This window comes from Enterobacter sp. 03-F-07-AD-ECC (assembly GCF_047530935.1).
Classification (GTDB): domain Bacteria; phylum Pseudomonadota; class Gammaproteobacteria; order Enterobacterales; family Enterobacteriaceae; genus Enterobacter; species Enterobacter cloacae.
The window spans coordinates 274250-292326 of sequence record NZ_JBLKBZ010000006.1; the positions used below are offsets into that span (position 1 = coordinate 274250).

Below are 18077 nucleotides of genomic sequence, written 5' to 3' on the forward strand. Positions count from 1 at the left end.
TTTACGCAATTAACAGTTGATGATTGGCCAGCAGCGTCGCCAGATCCGTCTGGACGCCGTTCAGGGTCACCAGCGTGGTAGGCGAGAACTGACCGCCCGTACCGTCGAGGTCAACCTGGATTTCGGTATTGCTGCCGTTTTGCACCACGCGGATGTAATCGGTGATGTTCCCCGCGCTGCTGTCCAGCGTTGCCACCCCGTTCACATAGCTCGCCGAGCCCGTGCCGGTATAGCCGCTGTCGGAGAGCAGATCGCGCAGGTCGATACGGTCCGTATCCGCCGTGCCTTCCCAGGTGCCGACGGTAAAGCCGTTCACCACATCGTGACCGTTACCACCCGTGGCATCCGACGCGTTGATGAGCTTATAGAGCAACGTGTCGTGGCCGCCGCTGCCGATATTGAAGGTGTCGTTTCCGCCCCGGCCCTCGAACTGGTTATCACCGCTGTTGCCGGTAATGACATCGTCGAAGTCCGAGCCGTTGATCCCTTCAATGTTCAACAACCGCGTGGTGCCAAACCCGGTGTCCTGCGCCGTGGAGAGACGTAAATCAACGGTAATGCCGGACGTCGCGTTACGGTAATCCACCACGTCCATCCCACCGGTGTTGCTCCAGGTGTCATAGTCGGAATGGATATTCCAGCCGCCGGAACCGTTATAGGTATAGGTGCCGTCCTCTGCGATAAAGGTGTCGTTATACCCGGTGCCGGTAATCGTTCCGCTGTGGCCGCCGGTGGCCGCTTCGGCAGTGAGCACGTAGCCCTCCTTACCGTTGCCCGCCTCCAGGCCGCTCCAGGTGACGTTATCCGACACGCCGTTAGTGATCTTGACGATCTCGGCCGAGTAGGTCTCATTCGGATCCAGCCCGTAGAAACTCACCAGCGCAGAGGTATCGTTCGAGCCGATACCGGACTGGGCGTTGATGATCTGCGAGGCCACCAGCACACCCGCGGCGTTATACAGATTGACCGTGTTGCCGTAGTAAGCGTTGATACCCTCACTGTCGACAATGTGCAGGTGCATCGCGGTGCCGTCGGCAATGGTTTTGCTGTTTTGCACCAGCACCACCTTACCGTTTTGCTGCGACACCAGCAGATCCTGTGCGCCGTCCCAGTTGTAATCCACCGCGGCCACGCCGGTGACGTTGGCAAGCCCAGACGCCAACTGGCTCGAGGTCCAGGTGGAACCGTAACCGTTGTTGGTGAACAGGGTTGCGGTTTGTGACGCGCCGTAGGTGCTGAGCTTGATGATGTCCATCTGCCCGTCACCGTTCCAGTCCACCGCCACCGACAGATACCCCGCCGTGGCGTTAGAAGCTTCTACCGCGCTCTTGGTCGTGGACAGCTGCCCTGCACCGTTGTTGTAGTAGATCACCCCGCCGGTGTTGTTGTAGCTGCTGCCCAGGTACAGATCCATGTAGCCATCGCCGTTGAAGTCCGCCCACGTCATGGAGGCTGCCGTGGTGGTATTCGAGGCGTTCGCGACAAACACGTTGGTCAGGTTCTGGCCAATGGAGAGCGTGCCGTTGCCGTTGTTGTTCATCACGGTTAACGAGTACGCGCCGCTGCGGTTGGTGTGCTGCACAATGTCTACGGTGCCGTCGTTGTTCAGGTCGACGCCGGAGATTTCACGCATGGTGGTGAATTGTCCCCAGAAGCCTGCCCCGCCGTTGGTACCGTCTGGTGTCAGCACGCCATTGTTGTTAATCAGATAGGTTATGGAGTCCGCACCCGCATCGCCGTATGCCAGATCCAGATAACCATCCCCGTTTTTGTCGTACGCCACCACGCCGCCGTACCAGATGGTGGTCCCCATCGCCAGCTGGCTGGCGTTATAGGTGCTGCCATCGTAGGTCCACATGACCTGCGTGGAGCCTGCGTAGCCGGTTTCAGTACCGAACACATCCTGTGTGCCGTTTCGGTCAAAGTCTGCGGCCGTCTGGCTGACCACGTAGTAGGAACGCGTGTTGGTCAGCGCATTACCCGCATAAGTGGAGCTATCGCTGCTGGAGTAAGACTGGCCGTTAGCAATGATATTCCACAGGCCGCTGCTGTTCGTGCCGACGGTCATGGTCGAGTTATTGCTGTTCCCCGCCGTGGTCGCCCAGTCGGTATTCACGGTGGTGGTATCAATCACCAGGCTGCCGTTGGCAATACCGGTGGTATTACCGTTGCCCGCACTGCTCTTCACCTGAGCGGTGACGTTATAGCTCGCCACGCCCAGCGCATCGCTGTCCGGGATCTGCAGATACCAGGTGTTGTGATCCGGGTCGACCACTACCGCACCGCCGGTCTGGGAGGTGTAGGTTTTCCCGTTCACCGTCACCACCAGGTATTCACCGTTCACCAGGTCTGCGGATACCGTACCGCTGACAATCGGCGTGGTATCGGAGGTGGTCTGGGCGGTAATTGCCGCCGTGGTGGTCGGCACGCTGGTATCGACGTTCAGCACAAACCCGTCCGATTCCGTGTAGTTACCGGCTTTATCGGTGACGCGCACAATGTAGGTGTGGTTGCCATCGCTCAGGCCGTTGTCCTGGAAGGACCAGCTGGCGCTGCCGTTCATGGTTACCTGACCAAGCAGAATGCCGTCGCGATAGAGCTGCACAATTTCGCCGTCGTCCGGGGCGCGGTTCAGCGTGCCGTTGATCAGCGGTGAGGTATCATCCGTCGCCACCGACGTACCGTAAGTGCCCTGACGCTCGCCTTCACCGTCGGTGTAGCTCACCACGGTACCCACGGTGGTTGGCGGCGTAGTATCGACCGTCACCACCTGCGACGCGGTGGAGCCAACGTTACCCGCCTGGTCGATAATCCGCACCTGGTAGGTATAATCCCCGTCATCCAGATCGCGGGTATCGGTGTAGCTCCAGCGCTGGTTGGTGACCGTGGTGTCAACCCACGTATTCCCGCCGTCGAGGCTGATCTGCACGCGCTCGTCGCCAGCCAGCGCGCTACCGAGCGAACCGTTAATGGTCAGCGTGGTGTCCATGGTGATGAAATCACTGCCGGACTGTCCGGTATCGTCGCTGATGCTGTCGATAGTGACGCCGTACTGCGGCGCCTGCGTATCCACCGTTACCACCTGCGACGTGGTAGCCCCGACGTTCCCCGCCTGGTCGACAACACGTACCTGGTAACTGTAGCTATCGTCGGTCAGCGTGCGCGTGTCGTTATAGCTCCACTGCGTGCCGCTCACGGTGGCGTAGACCCAGGTGGTGCCGCCATCCATGCTCACCTGAACGTACTCACCCGCCCCCAGTTCAGCACCGAGCGTGCCGTGCAGGGTGTAGGATGTCGAGCTGGTCAGGAAGTCGTTATTGTCGAAGCCGGTATCCACGGTGATGTTATCCACGCTCACCGTAATCGCCGCATCCGGGGCCACCGTGTCAACGGTGACCTGCTGATGAGCACTGGCACCCACGTTACCCGCGGCATCCACCACGCGAACGTAGTAGTCGTAGGTCTGGTTAGCCAGCGTGCGGCCATCCACGTAGTACCAGCTGTTGCCGGTGACAATCACGTTCTGCCAGGTCACGCCGCCGTCGATACTGATCTGGGCATATTCCCCGTCGGCCAGCGTCGCGCCGAGCGAGCCGTGCAGCGTCAGCGAGGTATCGCTGGTGATAAAGTCGCTGCTGCTCAGGCCAGTGTCATCGCTGATGCTGTCGATGGCGATCGTTTTGCTGGCGTCCGGCACAACGGTATCGATGGTCACTACCTGGCTTACGGTAGCGCTGATATTCCCCGCATCATCAATGACGCGCAGCTGGTAGTTGTAATCCCCGTCGGCCAGCGTACGGCCATCCACATAGGTCCAGCTCAAACCGCTGACGCTAACATCGGTCCAGTTCTGGCCGCCGTCGAGGCTGATCTGGACGTGGTCACCGCTGCCCAGCGCCGCGCCCAGCGTCCCTTTCAGGCTGATCTGCGTATCGCTGGTAATAAAGTCGCTGTCGGACAGACCGGTATCCTGGGAGATGGAGTCAACCGTAATGCTCGTTGCCACAGGCGCGGTCAGATCAATCACCACGTCCTGGCTGTCCGTTGCCCCCACGTTGCCCGCGTTATCGATCACCCGCACCTGGTACTGGTACGTATCGTCCGTCAGAGTGCGGCTATCGGTGTAGCGCCAGGTCGTGCCAGTGACGCTCAGATCACTCCACGTGGCCCCGCCGTCCAGGCTGATCTGCGCCTTCTCGTTGTTGCCGAGCTGCGCGGTCAGGGAACCGTTGAGGATAATCTGGCTGTCGTTGGTGATGAAATCACTCGCGCTCAGACCGGTGTCGTTTTGCAGGGAATCAATGCTGATCCCCATCGACGGCGCAGTCAGATCCACGGTAACGGTGTGGTTGTCGCTGGCGCTGTTGCCGATGGTGTTGCTCACCTGCGCGTTAATGACATACGCGCCGCCGTCTGCCAGCGCGGAAACATCTGCGCTGCCGAGCGTATAGCTCCAGCTGCCGTCATTCTGCACGGTCGTCGTATAGGACTTGCCGTTCAGGGTCACCGTCACCGTCTGGCCCGCTGGCGCGTCGGTAGTACCGCTGATCACCAGCGGCGTACCGTGTTCGGCGGCGCTGACGATGTCGTCCTGGGCAAAGGTGTTAATAACGATCGTCGGTACATCGCCGTTCAGCGTCACGTCGTGCGTGGCGCTGCCCGGGTTGCCCGCCTTATCGCTCACCGAGGCGGTAAGGGTGTAATCCCCGTCGCTCAGGCCAAGGAAATCTCGGCCCGGTACGAAGACCGACCACGTACCGTCTGCCGCGACGGTCGCCTGATAGCTGTGGCCGTTAAAGGAGACGGTCACTGTCTGGCCCTGTTCCGCCGTAGTGGTGCCGCGGATGGTCTGGCCGGCCAGCTGCTCGGCGTTGTTGACAATATCGTCATCGGCCACGGTGCTGATGGTGACGGCCGGCGCGACGGTGTCCACCGTTAAGGTGTGCGTGGTCTGGCCGTGATTACCGGCGTTGTCATTGACCGACGCGGTCACCGTCAGCGCGCCCTGGCTGAGTGCAGCCAGGTCAGTGGCCGGAACATCCAGCGTCCAGGTGCCGTCATTCGCCACGGTGGCAGTGTAGGTTTTGTCGCCCAGCGTCACGGTGACGGTCTGGCCCGCCTCTGCACTGGAGGAGCCGTGCACGGTCAGCGGCTGCTGCGCTTCCGCTGCGTTCAGCACGTCATCGCCCGACAGCGTTGCAATGCTCACCACCGGCGCAGTGGTGTCCACGCTGATGCTGTGCGTTGCCGAAGCGCTGTTGCCCGCGCTGTCCTGCGCCGAAACCGCTACCTGATAGTTCGCGCCATCGGCCAGCGCACCCACATCGGCTGCCGGTACGGTGGTGCTCCAGCTGCCGTCGCTCTGAATGGTGGCCGTATAGCTCTTGCCGTTCAGGGTCACGGTCACCACCGTGCCGCTGGCAAACTGGGCACTGGAGCCGTTAATCACCAGAGACGTAGCGGCTTCTGCTGCGTTGATCATGTCATCGCCGCTGAGGGTATTAACCGTCAGCGCCACGGAGGCGGTATTGACCACCACGTCGTGGGTCTGGGTGCTGCTGTTGCCCGCGCTGTCGGTGATGGTTGCGCTGAGGGTCACGGTGCCGTCATTGAGCGCAGAAATCACGCTCGCCGGTACGCCCACGCTCCAGTTACCGCTGGCATCAACGGTGGTGGTGTACTGGTTTGAACCCAAGGTGATGACGACCTTATCGCCCACGTTCGCGCCGGTGGACGTGCCGCTGACGATCTGCGCCTGCGCATGTTCCACGCTGTTGATGACATCATCGCCCGCCACCACGTTAAAGCTGACGGTCGGCGGTGTGGTATCCAGCGTAATCGCTTTGTTCGCGCTGCCCGGGTTACCCGCCGTATCGCTGACGCTCACCTGCACCGTATAGCCATTATCAGCCAGTGCGGACAGATCGGCAGAAGGTACGTTGACGCTCCAGGTGCCATCCGGTTGTACCTGGGCGGTATAGCTGTTGCCGCCCAGCGTCACGGTAACCGTCTGCCCGGCTTCTGCCGTGGTCGTGCCGGAGACAGTCACACCAGCGGATGCTTCGCTGCCGTTTATGACATTATCGCCAGCAACCGTATCAATGGTGACGCCTGGCGCGGTGGCATCCACGCTGTACTCACGCCCTGCGGACGCACTGTTCCCGTGCGCGTTGGTGACGCTCACCTGCACGCTGGCATCGCCGTCTTTCAGGCCCGCGAGGTCCGCGGACGGCACGGTGGCGGTCCAGTTGCCGTCGGCATCGACGGTGGCGGTGTAAGACTTGCCGCCAAAGGTGATGGTAACGGTCTGGTTTTCTTCCACGTTGCTGGTGCTACCGGAGAGCACCAGATCCGCACCTTTCTCCGCCGCGTTAATCACGTCGTCGGTGGCGATGGTGTCAATGCTGATGGCGACCGCGGTCAGATCGACCGTGACGTCATGGCTGATGGTCACCGGGTTGCCTGCTGCGCTCTGGCCTGCAACGGTGACGGTGACCGTACCAGCAGCCAGCGCCCCGACGTCTGCGGCCGGGATCGCCGCGCTCCAGGTACCATCTACCAGCACGGAAGCCGCATAGGTTTTGCCATTCAGGGCCACGGTGAGCGTTGTGCCCGCCGCCAGCCCGTCGCTGGAGCCGGTGACGATCAGGTTCTGACCATGTTCGATGCTATTGATCACATCGTCGCCCGCCACGGTGTCCACACGCAGACCCGGCAGGTTGGCGTCGATGGTGATATCGCGTTCGCCCGTACCGGTGTTGCCGTGGCCGTTGGTGACGGTCGCTGATACCGTTAAATCGCCGTTGCCCAGCGCGGTCAGGACCGACTCCGGCACGCTCACGGACCAGCTCAGATCACTCTGCACCGTCGCGGTGTAGCTGTTGCCGCCAATCGTCACGGTTACGGTGTTGCCCGCTTCGGCATTCGCCACGCTGCCGCTGATGGTCTGGCCTGCCGCCACTTCCGCCGCGTTAATCACGTTGTCGCCCGCCACGGTGTTGATGGTGACGGTTGGCAGCGCAGTGTCGACCAGCAGGTTCGCCGTATTGCTTACGCTGTTGCCCACGCCGTTGGTGGCGGTCGCATTCAGGGTGTAATTCGCCTGACCCAGACCGGCCAGATCGGCGGCCGGAACCGTCAGGCTCCAGGTACCGTCTGCCGCCGTGGTGGCCGTGTAGTTTTTACCGTTCAGGGTCACGGTCACCACGGTGCCTTCTGCCAGGTTGGCGCTGGTGCCGCTGACGTTCAGATCCTGGCCTTTCTCCACCGCGTTCAGGATGTTGTCATCGCTGATAGTGTTGAAATTAACCGAAGGCAGACCGGTATCGACGGTCACACTATGGGTGCCGGTGCCGGTATTGCCCGCCGCGTCAGTGACTGACGCAGTCACGGTCACGCTGCCGTCGCTGAGGCCGGAAATGACGCTGGCCGGTACGCCCACGCTCCAGTTGCCTGCCGCGTCCAGCACGGTGGTGTAGCTCTGGCCGCCAATCGTTACGGTGACCTTATCGCCCGCCGCCGCGCCGGTGGCAATGCCGCTGATGATTTGTGCCTGGCCGTGTTCTGCGATGTTAATGACGTCATCGCCCGCGATGGTGCTGATGGTCACCTGAGGCACGGTCACGTCCACCGTCAGATTGTGATCAACCGACGCCGGGTTACCCGCCTTGTCGCTGACCGATGCGGTGACGGTCACGCTGCCGTCGGCTAAACCTGCCAAATCCGCCGCCGGGACGTTCAGCGTCCAGTTACCGTCTGAACCGACCGTTGCGGTGTAGTCCTTGCCGTTCAGGCTCACGGTCACCGTCTGGCCCGCTTCCGCGGTACTGGTGCCGGAGACGGTCAGGTCGGCCTGTGCTTCTGCCGCATTAAGAATGTCGTCCGTCGCCAGGGTGTTGATGGTCACGGACGGCGCGGTGGCATCCACGCTGTACTCGCGACCCGCCGACGCGCTGTTGCCATTGACGTTGGTAACGCTCACCTGCACGCTGGCGTCGCCGTCTTTCAGACCGGCAAGATCCGCCGCTGGCACGGTAGCGATCCAGTTGCCATCGGCATCGACCTGCGCAGTATAGATTTTACCGCCCATGCTCAGGATGACGGTCTGCCCGGCTTCCACGTTGGTGGTGGCGCCAGAGAGCACCAGATCCGCGCCCTTCTCCGCCGCGTTAATCACGTCGTCGGAGGCAATGGTGTCAATGCTGATGGCCACCGTTGCCAGATCCACGGTGACATCATGGCTGATGGTAATTGGGTTACCCGCCGTACTGTCGCCGGTGACGCTGATCTTCACGGTGCCTTCCGGCCACGTGCTCACGTCCGCCGCCGGGACCGCCGCGCTCCAGGTGCCGTCCGCCAGCACCGTTGCGGAATAGTCTTTCCCGTTGACGGTCACGGTCAGTGCGGTGCCTGGGGTCAGCCCGTCGCTGGAGCCGGTGATAATCAGGTTCTGGTTGTGCTCAATGGTGTTGATCACATCATCGCCCGCCACGGTGTCCACACGCAGGCCCGGCAGGTTAGCGTCGATGGTGATGTCACGTTCGCCCGTACCGGTGTTGCCGTGGCCGTTGGTGACGGTCGCGCTCACGCTCAGACTGCCGTTGCCGAGCGCGGTCAGAACGTCGGACGGCACGCTTACGGACCAGCTCAGATCGCTCTGCACCGTCGCGGTGTAGCTGTTGCCGCCAATCGTCACGGTTACGGTGTTGCCCGCTTCGGCATTCGCCACGCTGCCGCTGATGGTCTGGCCTGCCGCCACTTCCGCCGCGTTAATCACGTTGTCGCCCGCCACGGTGTTGATGGTGACGGTTGGCAGCGCAGTGTCGACCAGCAGGTTCGCCGTATTGCTCACGCTGTTGCCCACGCCGTTGGTGGCGATCGCGTTCAGGGTGTAGTTCGCCTGACCCAGACCCGCCAGATCGGCGGCCGGAACCGTCAGGCTCCAGGTACCGTCTGCCGCCGTGGTGGCCGTGTAGTTTTTACCGTTCAGGGTCACGGTCACCACGGTGCCTTCTGCCAGGTTGGCGCTGGTGCCGCTGACGTTCAGATCCTGGCCTTTCTCCACCGCATTCAGGATGTTGTCATCGCTGATAGTGTTGAAATTAACCGAAGGCAGACCGGTATCGACGGTCACGCTATGGGTGCCGGTGCCGGTATTGCCCGCCGCGTCAGTGACGGACGCAGTCACGGTCACGCTGCCGTCGCTGAGGCCGGAAATGACGCTGGCCGGTACCCCCACGCTCCAGTTACCCGCCGCGTCCAGCACGGTGGTGTAGCTCTGGCCGCCAATCGTCACGGTGACCTTATCACCCGCCGCCGCGCCGGTGGCAATGCCGCTGATGATTTGTGCCTGGCCGTGTTCTGCGATGTTAATGACGTCATCGCCCGCGATGGTGCTGATGGTCACCTGAGGCACGGTCATGTCCACCGTCAGATTATGATCAACCGACGCCGGGTTACCCGCCTTGTCGCTGACCGATGCGGTAACGGTCACGCTGCCGTCGGCTAAACCTGCCAAATCCGCCGCCGGGACGTTCAGCGTCCAGTGACCGTCTGAACCGACCGTTGCGGTGTAGTCCTTGCCGTTCAGGCTCACGGTCACCGTCTGGCCCGCTTCCGCGGTACTGGTGCCGGAGACGGTCAGGTCGGCCTGTGCTTCTGCCGCATTAAGAATGTCGTCCGTCGCCAGGGTGTTGATGGTCACGGATGGCGCGGTGGCATCCACGCTGTACTCGCGGCCTGCGGACGCGCTGTTGCCGTTGACGTTGGTAACGCTCACCTGCACGCTGGCGTCGCCGTCTTTCAGACCGGCAAGATCCGCCGCTGGCACGGTGGCGGTCCATTTACCGTCTGTCCCCACGGTGGCAGTGTAGCTCTTGCCGCCGAAGGTAATCGTGACGGTCTGGTTCGCTTCCACGTTCGAGGTGTTGCCGGAGAGCACCAGATCCGCGCCCTTCTCGGCCGCATTAATCACGTCGTCGGTGGCAATGGCGTCAATGCTGATGGCGACGCTTGCCAGATCCACCGTGACATCGTGGCTGATGGAGACCGGGTTACCCGCGCTGCTCTGACCTTCAACGGTCACGGTGACCGTGCCTGCAGCCAGCGCCCCGACGTCCGCCGCCGGAACCGCTGCGCTCCAGGAGCCGTCGGCCAGCACCGTCGCCGGGTAGGTTTTGCCGTTCACGGTGACGGTTAACCCCGTACCCGGCGTCAGACCGTCGCTGGAGCCGGTGATAATCAGGTTCTGTCCGTGCTCGATGGTGTTGATCACGTCATCGCCCGCCACGGTGTCCACACGCAGGCCCGGCAGATTGGCGTCGATGGCAATATCGCGCTCAGCGGAGCCGCTGTTGCCCACATTGTTGGTCACGCTGGCGCTCACCGTCAGTTCGCCGTTGCCCAGCGCCGTCAGATCGGATTCCGGCACGTTGACAGACCAGGTGAGATCGCTCTGCACCGTGGCCGTGTACGTGTTGCCGCCCAACGTCACGGTCACGGTATTGCCCGCTTCGGCATTCACCACGGTACCGCTGAGGGTCTGCCCGGTTGCCAGCTCCGCCGCGTTAATGACGTCGTCACCCGCGACGGTATTGATGATCACGCCCGGCAGAACGGATTCCACGTTCACAGTGTGCGAGGTACTGGCACTGTTGCCAACGCTGTCCGTGGCTGACGCGGTGACGCTGTAAAGCGCTTCACCCAGTTGCCCCACCTCGCTCGCCGGAACGGTGGTGCTCCAGAGACCGTTATCATCCACCGTCGCGCTATACGCTTTGCCGTTGAGCATCACGGTAACAACCGCACCTGCCGTCAGGCCGGTGGCCGTACCGGTAATGGTCAGATCCTGCGTTTTCTCGGTGCTGTTGATCACATCATCACCGGACACGGTATAGATGGTCAGCACCGGGGCGGTCAGGTTCACCTCCACGTCATGGGTCGCGCTATTGCTGTTACCGGCTTTATCGGTCAACGCGGCGGTGATGGTGTAATCGCCCGCGGTCAGCGCGCTGACGTCCGCCGCAGGTACCCCCACGCTCCAGTTGCCTGAGGCATCCACGGTGGCGGTATACGATTTGTTGTTAATGGTGACGGTAACCACATCGCCCGCTTCGGCGCCGGTCACGGAACCGGTCACCATCAGGGCCTGCGCATGCTCGGCGCTGTTGATCACGTCGTCGTCGGACACGGTGTTAATGGTCAACTGCGGAACCGTGATATCCACCAGCACGTCGCGATCCGCAGAGGCCGGGTTGCCCGCTTTATCGGAGACGGCGGCACTGATGGTGTAGTTGCCGTCCACCATGCTGCTCAGGTCCGCAGACGGCACGGTGACGCTCCAGCTGCCGTTGGCCTGTACGATGGTGGTGTAATCCACGCCGTTCAGGGTCACGGTGACGGTCTGGCCCGCTTCGGCGTTGGTCACGCCGTTGATGTCCAGATCCTGCTGCGCTTCAAGCGCGTTGATGATGTTGTTATCGCTGACAATCTCAATGGAAACCGTCGGCGCGGTAGCGTCCACGCTGTATTCGCGGCCTGCCGACGCGCTGTTACCATTGACGTTGGTGACGCTCACCTGCACGCTGGCGTCGCCATCTTTCAAGCTACCCAAATCAGCCGATGGTACGGTGGCCGTCCAGTTACCGCTGGCATCTACGGTGGCGGTGTAAGACTTACCGCCGAAGGTGATGTAAACCGTCTGGTTTTCTTCCACGTTAGTGGTGGAGCCGGAGAGCACCAGATCCGCGCCTTTTTCTGCCGCATTGATCACGTCGTCGGTGGCGATGGCGTCAATACTGATAGCCACCGCCGCCAGATCCACAGTCACGTCATGGCTGATAGTCACCGGGTTACCGGCGCTGCTCTGGCCGTCAACGGTCACGGTGACCGTGCCCGCATTCAGCGCGCTGACGTCTGCGGCAGGGATCGCTGCCGTCCAGGTGCCGTCTGCCAGCACCGTGGCCGCGTAGGTTTTACCGTTGACGGTGACCGTCAACGCCGAGCCAGCGCTCAGCCCCTCGCTGGTACCGGTGATAATCAGGTTCTGCCCGTGCTCGATGCTGTTAATCACATCGTCGCCCGCCACGGTGTCCACGCGCAGGCCCGGCAGGTTGGCATCAATGGTGATGTCACGCTCGCCATAACCGGTGTTGCCGTGGCCGTTGGTGACGCTGGCCGTCACGGTCAGGTCCCCGTTGCCAATGGCGGTTAACACGTCAGACGGCACATTCACCGACCAGCTTAAATCGTCCTGAACGGTTGTCGTATAGTTGTTGCCGCCAATGGAAATCGTGACAGTGTCACCGCTCGCGGCACCGCTCACTTTCCCGCTCAGCGTCTGGCCAGACGCCACTTCCGCAGCGTTAATGACGTCGTCGGTGGCAACCGCATTAATGGTGACAACCGGCAGCGCGCTGTCCACCAGCACGTTATGGCTTGCGCTCGCGCTGTTGCCTGCCGTATCGGTCACGCTCGCCGTCACGGTGTAGCTCGCTTCGCCCAGTGCAGCGACGTTGGCTGCCGGAACGGTCACGCTCCAGTTGCCGCTGGCGTCGGTGGTGGCGGTATAACTGATACCGTTCAGGGTTACGGTGATGGCGGTGCCGTCCGGCTGATTGCTGGTGCCGGAGAGCAGCAGATCGTCGCCCTTTTCGATCGCGTTAATCACGTCATCGCCCGCAAGGGTGTTGATGGCGATAACCGGCGCGGTCAGGGAGACCGTAACATCATGCGTGGCGGTGGTGCTGTTACCCGCTTTATCGGTGAGGGTTGCCGAGAGGGTCTGATCGCCGCTTACCAGCGCGCCGACGTCCGTGGCCGGAATGCCGGTGCTCCAGTTCCCGGAGGCGTCCAGCATGGCGGTGTAGTCTTTGCCGTTGAGGGTGACGGTAATCACGTCTCCCGCCTGGGCACCCGTGACCTTACCTGAGACGATCAGCGCCTGGCCGTGTTCGGCGATATTCAGGATGTCATCACCCGCCACAACGTCAAACACGATCTGCGGCACGGTGGTATCCACCAGCACGGCCGCATCGGTGCTCGCCGGGTTGCCGGCTTTATCAGAAACGGATGCCGTGACCGTGGCATTACCGTCGGCGATGCCCGCCAGATAGGCCGCCGGGACGTCGAGCGTCCAGCTGCCGTCTGCCTGCACCTGCGCGGTATAGGTGTTGCCATTGAAGGCCACGGTCACCGTCTGGCCCGCTTCGGCGGTGGAGGTACCGCTGAGGGTCAGATCTTGCGCCGCCTCTGCCGCATTCAGGATGTTGTCACCGCTGATGGTATTGAGGGTGACCGTCGGCGCGGTGGTATCCACGCTGTACTCGCGCCCCGCCGATGCGCTGTTGCCGTTAACGTTGGTCACGCTCACCTGCACGCTGGCATCGCCGTCCTTCAGGCTGCTCAGATCCGCTGCCGGAACGGTGGTGGTCCAGTCGCCGTTGGCGTCTACCGTCGCCGTATACGTTTTCCCGCCCAGGGTAACGATCACGGTCTGTCCCGCCTCAACGTTGGCCGAGGTGCCGCTGAGCACCAGGTCTTCGCCTTTTTCCGCCGCGTTCAGCACGTTGTCAGCGGTCACGCTGTTAATGCTAATGGCGACCGGGCTGAGATCCACATCAACGACGGTGCCAATCGTGACCGGGTTGCCGGAGGTGTCCTGCGCGCTGGCGCTGATGGTCAGTGAACCGTCAGCCCATTGGGAGACGTCTGCCGCAGGCACGGCCGCCTGCCAGGTGCCGTCCGCCAGTACCGAGGCGGAATAATCCTTGCCGTTAATGGTGACGGTAACGGTGCTGCCTGCCGCCAGATCGGTGCTGGTGCCTGACACAATCAGGTTCTGACCGTGCTCGATGATATTGATGACGTCATCGCCTGCGACCGTATCAATACGCAGGCCCGGCAGCTGGGCGTCGATGGTGAAGTCCAGCGAGGAAGAGCCGGTGTTGCCGTGCACGTTGGTGACGCTGGCTGATACGGTCAGTTCGCCGTTGCCAAGCGCGGTTAACTGGCTCTGGGTTAACGGCAGGCTCCAGGTGAGATCGTCCTGAACTGTTGTGGTGTAGGTCTGGCCGCCGAGCATAATGGTGACAGTGTCACCTGAAGCAGCATTCGTAACCTTACCGGTCAACGTCTGCCCCGTGGCCACTTCCGCCGCGTTAACGATGTTATCGCCCGCCAGCACGTTGATGGTCACAACCGGCAGTGAGCTGTCCACCAGCACATCGTGCGTGGTTGAGGCGCTATTGCCCACGCTGTCGGTGACGCTGGCAGTCACGGTGTAATGTGCCTCGCCCAGCGCGCTGACCGCAGAGGCAGGTACGGTGACGCTCCAGCTGCCACTGGCGTCGGTGGTCGCGGTGTAGGTGATGCCGTTAAGGCTAACGGCAATCGTCGTCCCTTCCGGCTGGTTGCTGGTCCCGGAAAGCAGCAGATCCTCGCCTTTCTCAGCCGCATTGATCACATCATCCGCCGCCAGGGTATTGATAGCGATTTCCGGCGTCACGGTGTTGACCACTACGTCCACTGCGCTACTGCCGGTATTACCGGAGCGATCGGTCACCGAGACGTTAACGGTCCAGGTCCCGTCTGTCAGACCCTGTACAACGGAGGCTGGCAGGCCGAGGCTCCAGTTCCCCGCCGCATCCACCACGGTGGTGTACTCCACGTTATTCAGGGTGATGGTCACCTGGTCACCCGCTGCCGCACCGGTGACCGACCCGCTCAGGATCTGCGCCTGTGAATGCGCGTGCTGGTTAACGGTATTGGTGTCGGTGACAAAATCGTTAATGGTTACCTGCGGGACGGTCGCATCCACCAGCCCAACGCGGTCTGCGCTGCTGCTGTTGCCTGCCACGTCACTCACGGTCGCCGTTACCGTGACGGTGCCGTCGGTCAGAGCACCGAGATCCGCAGCCGGTACGTTCACCGTCCAGGTCCCGTCACTCTGGACCGTGGTCTGATAGTGCTTGCCGTTCAGCGTAACGGTAACCGTCTGTCCCGCCTCAGCATTGCTGCTGCCGCTTAAGATCAGATCCTGCTGCGCTTCGGCCGCATTAATGATGTTGTCGTCGGTCAGGTTATCGATCGTAATGGACGGCGGTAAGGTATCCACGGTCACCACGCGCGACGCGTCGGCGCTGTTGCCGCTGACGTTCGTCACGCTGACGCTGACCTGCGCGCGTCCGTCAATCAGCGTCTCCATGGCGCTGGCCGGCACGGTCAGGCTCCAGGAGCCATCCTGCTGCACCTGCGCGGTAAAGGTCTGGTCGGCGAATTTCACCACCACGGTCTGCCCGGCCTCTACGCCCTGCGTCTGGCCCGACAGCACAAGATCGGCGCCTTTTTCAGCCGCATTCAGCATGTCATCGCTGCTGACGGTATCGATGGTCACCGCCACGGCGTTCAGATCCAGCTCGATGGGGTGCTCAGCTGAAACAGTATTTCCCCAGGCATCTGTCGCGCTGACGTGAACAGTGATATCCCCTGCCGTCCAGCCCTGCAGATCGGACGCCGGGACGCCGATTTGCCAGCTGCCGTTGGCGTTGACCACGGCGGCATACTCGACGCCGATGATGGTGACGGTGACGTGCGTGCCCGCTGCCAGGTGGGTACTGGAGCCGGTCACGGTCAGATCCTGCTGCTGCTCGATGGCGTTGATCACGTCATCGCCAGAAATGGTATTTACCCGCAGGCCAGGAAGCTCGGCGTTGATGTTAATATCACGCTCGCCGCTGCCGGTGTTGCCGTGGGCGTTGGTGACAGAAGCGGTAAAGGTTAACGATCCGTCGCCAAAGGCCTTCAGATCGGCTGACGAAATGGTCACGCTCCAGGTCAGATCGCTGCCTACCGTAGCGGTGTAGCTCTTGCCGCCCACCGAAACAGAGACCGTGTCGCCCGCCGCCGCACCGGTGACGCGCCCGCTCAGGGTTTGATCCACCGCCACTTCAGCATTGTTGACCAGGTTGTCACCGGCGAAGGTATTGATAATCACCTGCGGCAGCACGGTATCCACCAGCAGCGTCGCTTCGGCGGAGCCGCTGTTACCGGCGGCATCGGTGCCGCTCACGCTGACGGTGTACAGGGTGTTCGCCAGGTTCAGAACGTCAGACACCGGCACCTGAACTGACCAGATGCCGTTATTAACGGTGGCCTGATAGCTCACGTTATTCAGCGTGACGTTTACCACGCTGCCGTCTGGCAGGTTGCTGGTGCCGCTCAGGCTCAGCGGCTGCATCGCCTCCTGCGCGTTCAGCACGTTATCCTGGCTGATGGCATTCAAGGTGAATTCCGGTGGGTTACCGCTCAGGGTAATGCCGTGGGTGGCGTTACCGGTATTGCCCGCCGCATCGGTCACCGAAACCGCAATGCTGTGGTTACCTTCCCCCAGCGCGCCAATGACTGACGCCGGTACGCCTACGCTCCAGCTGCCGTTCGCCTGTACCACGCCGGTAAAGCTCTGGCCGCCAACGGTTACGGTGACCACATCGCCTGCTGCGGCTCCGGTCGCCTGGCCGGAAATAATCTGCGCCTGGCCCTGCTCACTGGTGTTGAGAATATCGTCGCCCGCGACGGTATTGATGGTCACGACCGGGGCGACAGTATCCACGGTGAAATGCGCCTGGGTGGATGACCCGTTCCCGGCTTTATCGCTGACGTTCACCGTCAGGGTGTGTTCACCATTCGCCAGCGACTGCACCTCGCTGGCTGGCAGCGTGACGGACCAGGTACCGTCGCTGCCCACCGTGGCGGTATGGTTTTTACCGTTCACTGTCACCGTGACAATCTGACCGGCTTCCGCCGTGGTTTTCCCGCTCAGCGTCAGCGGCTGATGGTGTTCAGCGGCATTGATAATATTGTCCTGCGCGACAGTATCGACCGCGATGGTCGGTGCCGCAGTATCCACGCCAATCGTCTGACTGCCGTTCACGGTATTGCCCGCCGCGTCCTTGCCGCTGACGTTCACCGTCCAGGTGCCGTCGCCCAGCGCCTGCGCATCCGCCGCAGGCACCTTCATGCTCCATGCGCCGTTTGCACCCACCTCAGCCGTATAGGATTTGCCGTTCAGCGTAACGGTCAGCTCTGTTCCCTGCGCCAGGTTCTTGCTGGCACCAGAAAGCGTAAAGCCTGCGGACTGCTCGCTGGCGTTGATGACGTTATCCCCCGCCGTGGTTGCCAGCGTCACGCTCGCCACGGCAGTATCAACGGTCACGGTGATGCTGCCTGCGGAGGTCGTTTTACTGCCGTCGAGCTGCACGACTGACCAGGTATGTTCCCCGTCTGTCTGGGTCGGCAGTTTTACCGTCCAGGTGCCGTCTTTACTGACCATCGCGCTGGCAAGCGTATTGCCGCTGCTGTCTTTGATCTGAATGGTCGCGCCCGGTTGCCCGGTACCGCTAAAGGTTGGCGTGTTATCGTCGGTGATCGCATTTGCACTCAGCACGCCCTGCTTGTCGCCCGCAAGATCGGTGAGCATGAAGGTTGGCGTTGCGCTCTCAACTTCTTTTGTATTATCAATAACTTTTGTTTTTGTTTCGCCGTCACCACCGTGAGCCAGCAGTGCCCCAATAGCACCGCCGCCTAACGCCGCCCCCGCAATCCAGCCCCATGGCGCATCACTCAATATGCTCTCCTGGGTCAGGAAAGGTTCAATGCTGCTAATCGGTGTGGCTTGCGCGGTTAATTCAGTAACGGCTGCGCCTGACGCTTCCCCGGCATCGGCAAAAGAGATATGTGTTAATTCCTGATTATCGTTAAATACCAGTTCAGACTGGTTATGGGTTTCAGGATCTTCAACGAAATAGTTATTGCAGCGAATAACGCTGCCATCTTTCATATAAATGAGAAGGTCTTTCCCCTGGCGGACGTAACGCACCACGTCCTGTGCAGAACCCTGGATTTCAATCACGCTCGGAGAGGAAATGGAGACCGACAGATTTCCTTCGCCGGTTAATTTCGTTTTCTCCGCTGTCTTGCGAATGATGACATCTACAACTTTTACGTTACTCATATTTCTCTCCTTGCAGGTGCTCGGATTCCTGTGGATATGTCCACCAGATGGATGTAGCTATCCCTGGGAA

General features: G+C 61.5%; 2 pseudogenes. Both read right to left on the reverse strand.

What is annotated here, in order from left to right:
- Position 1: 1 nt before the first annotated feature.
- Positions 2 to 17659: pseudogene (locus ACMWKA_RS12390) on the reverse strand (Ig-like domain-containing protein); the annotation flags it as partial.
- A gap of 3 nt (positions 17660 to 17662) precedes the next feature.
- Positions 17663 to 18007 (reverse strand): annotated as a pseudogene (locus tag ACMWKA_RS12395) (BapA/Bap/LapF family prefix-like domain-containing protein); the annotation flags it as partial.
- Positions 18008 to 18077: the final 70 nt, after the last annotated feature.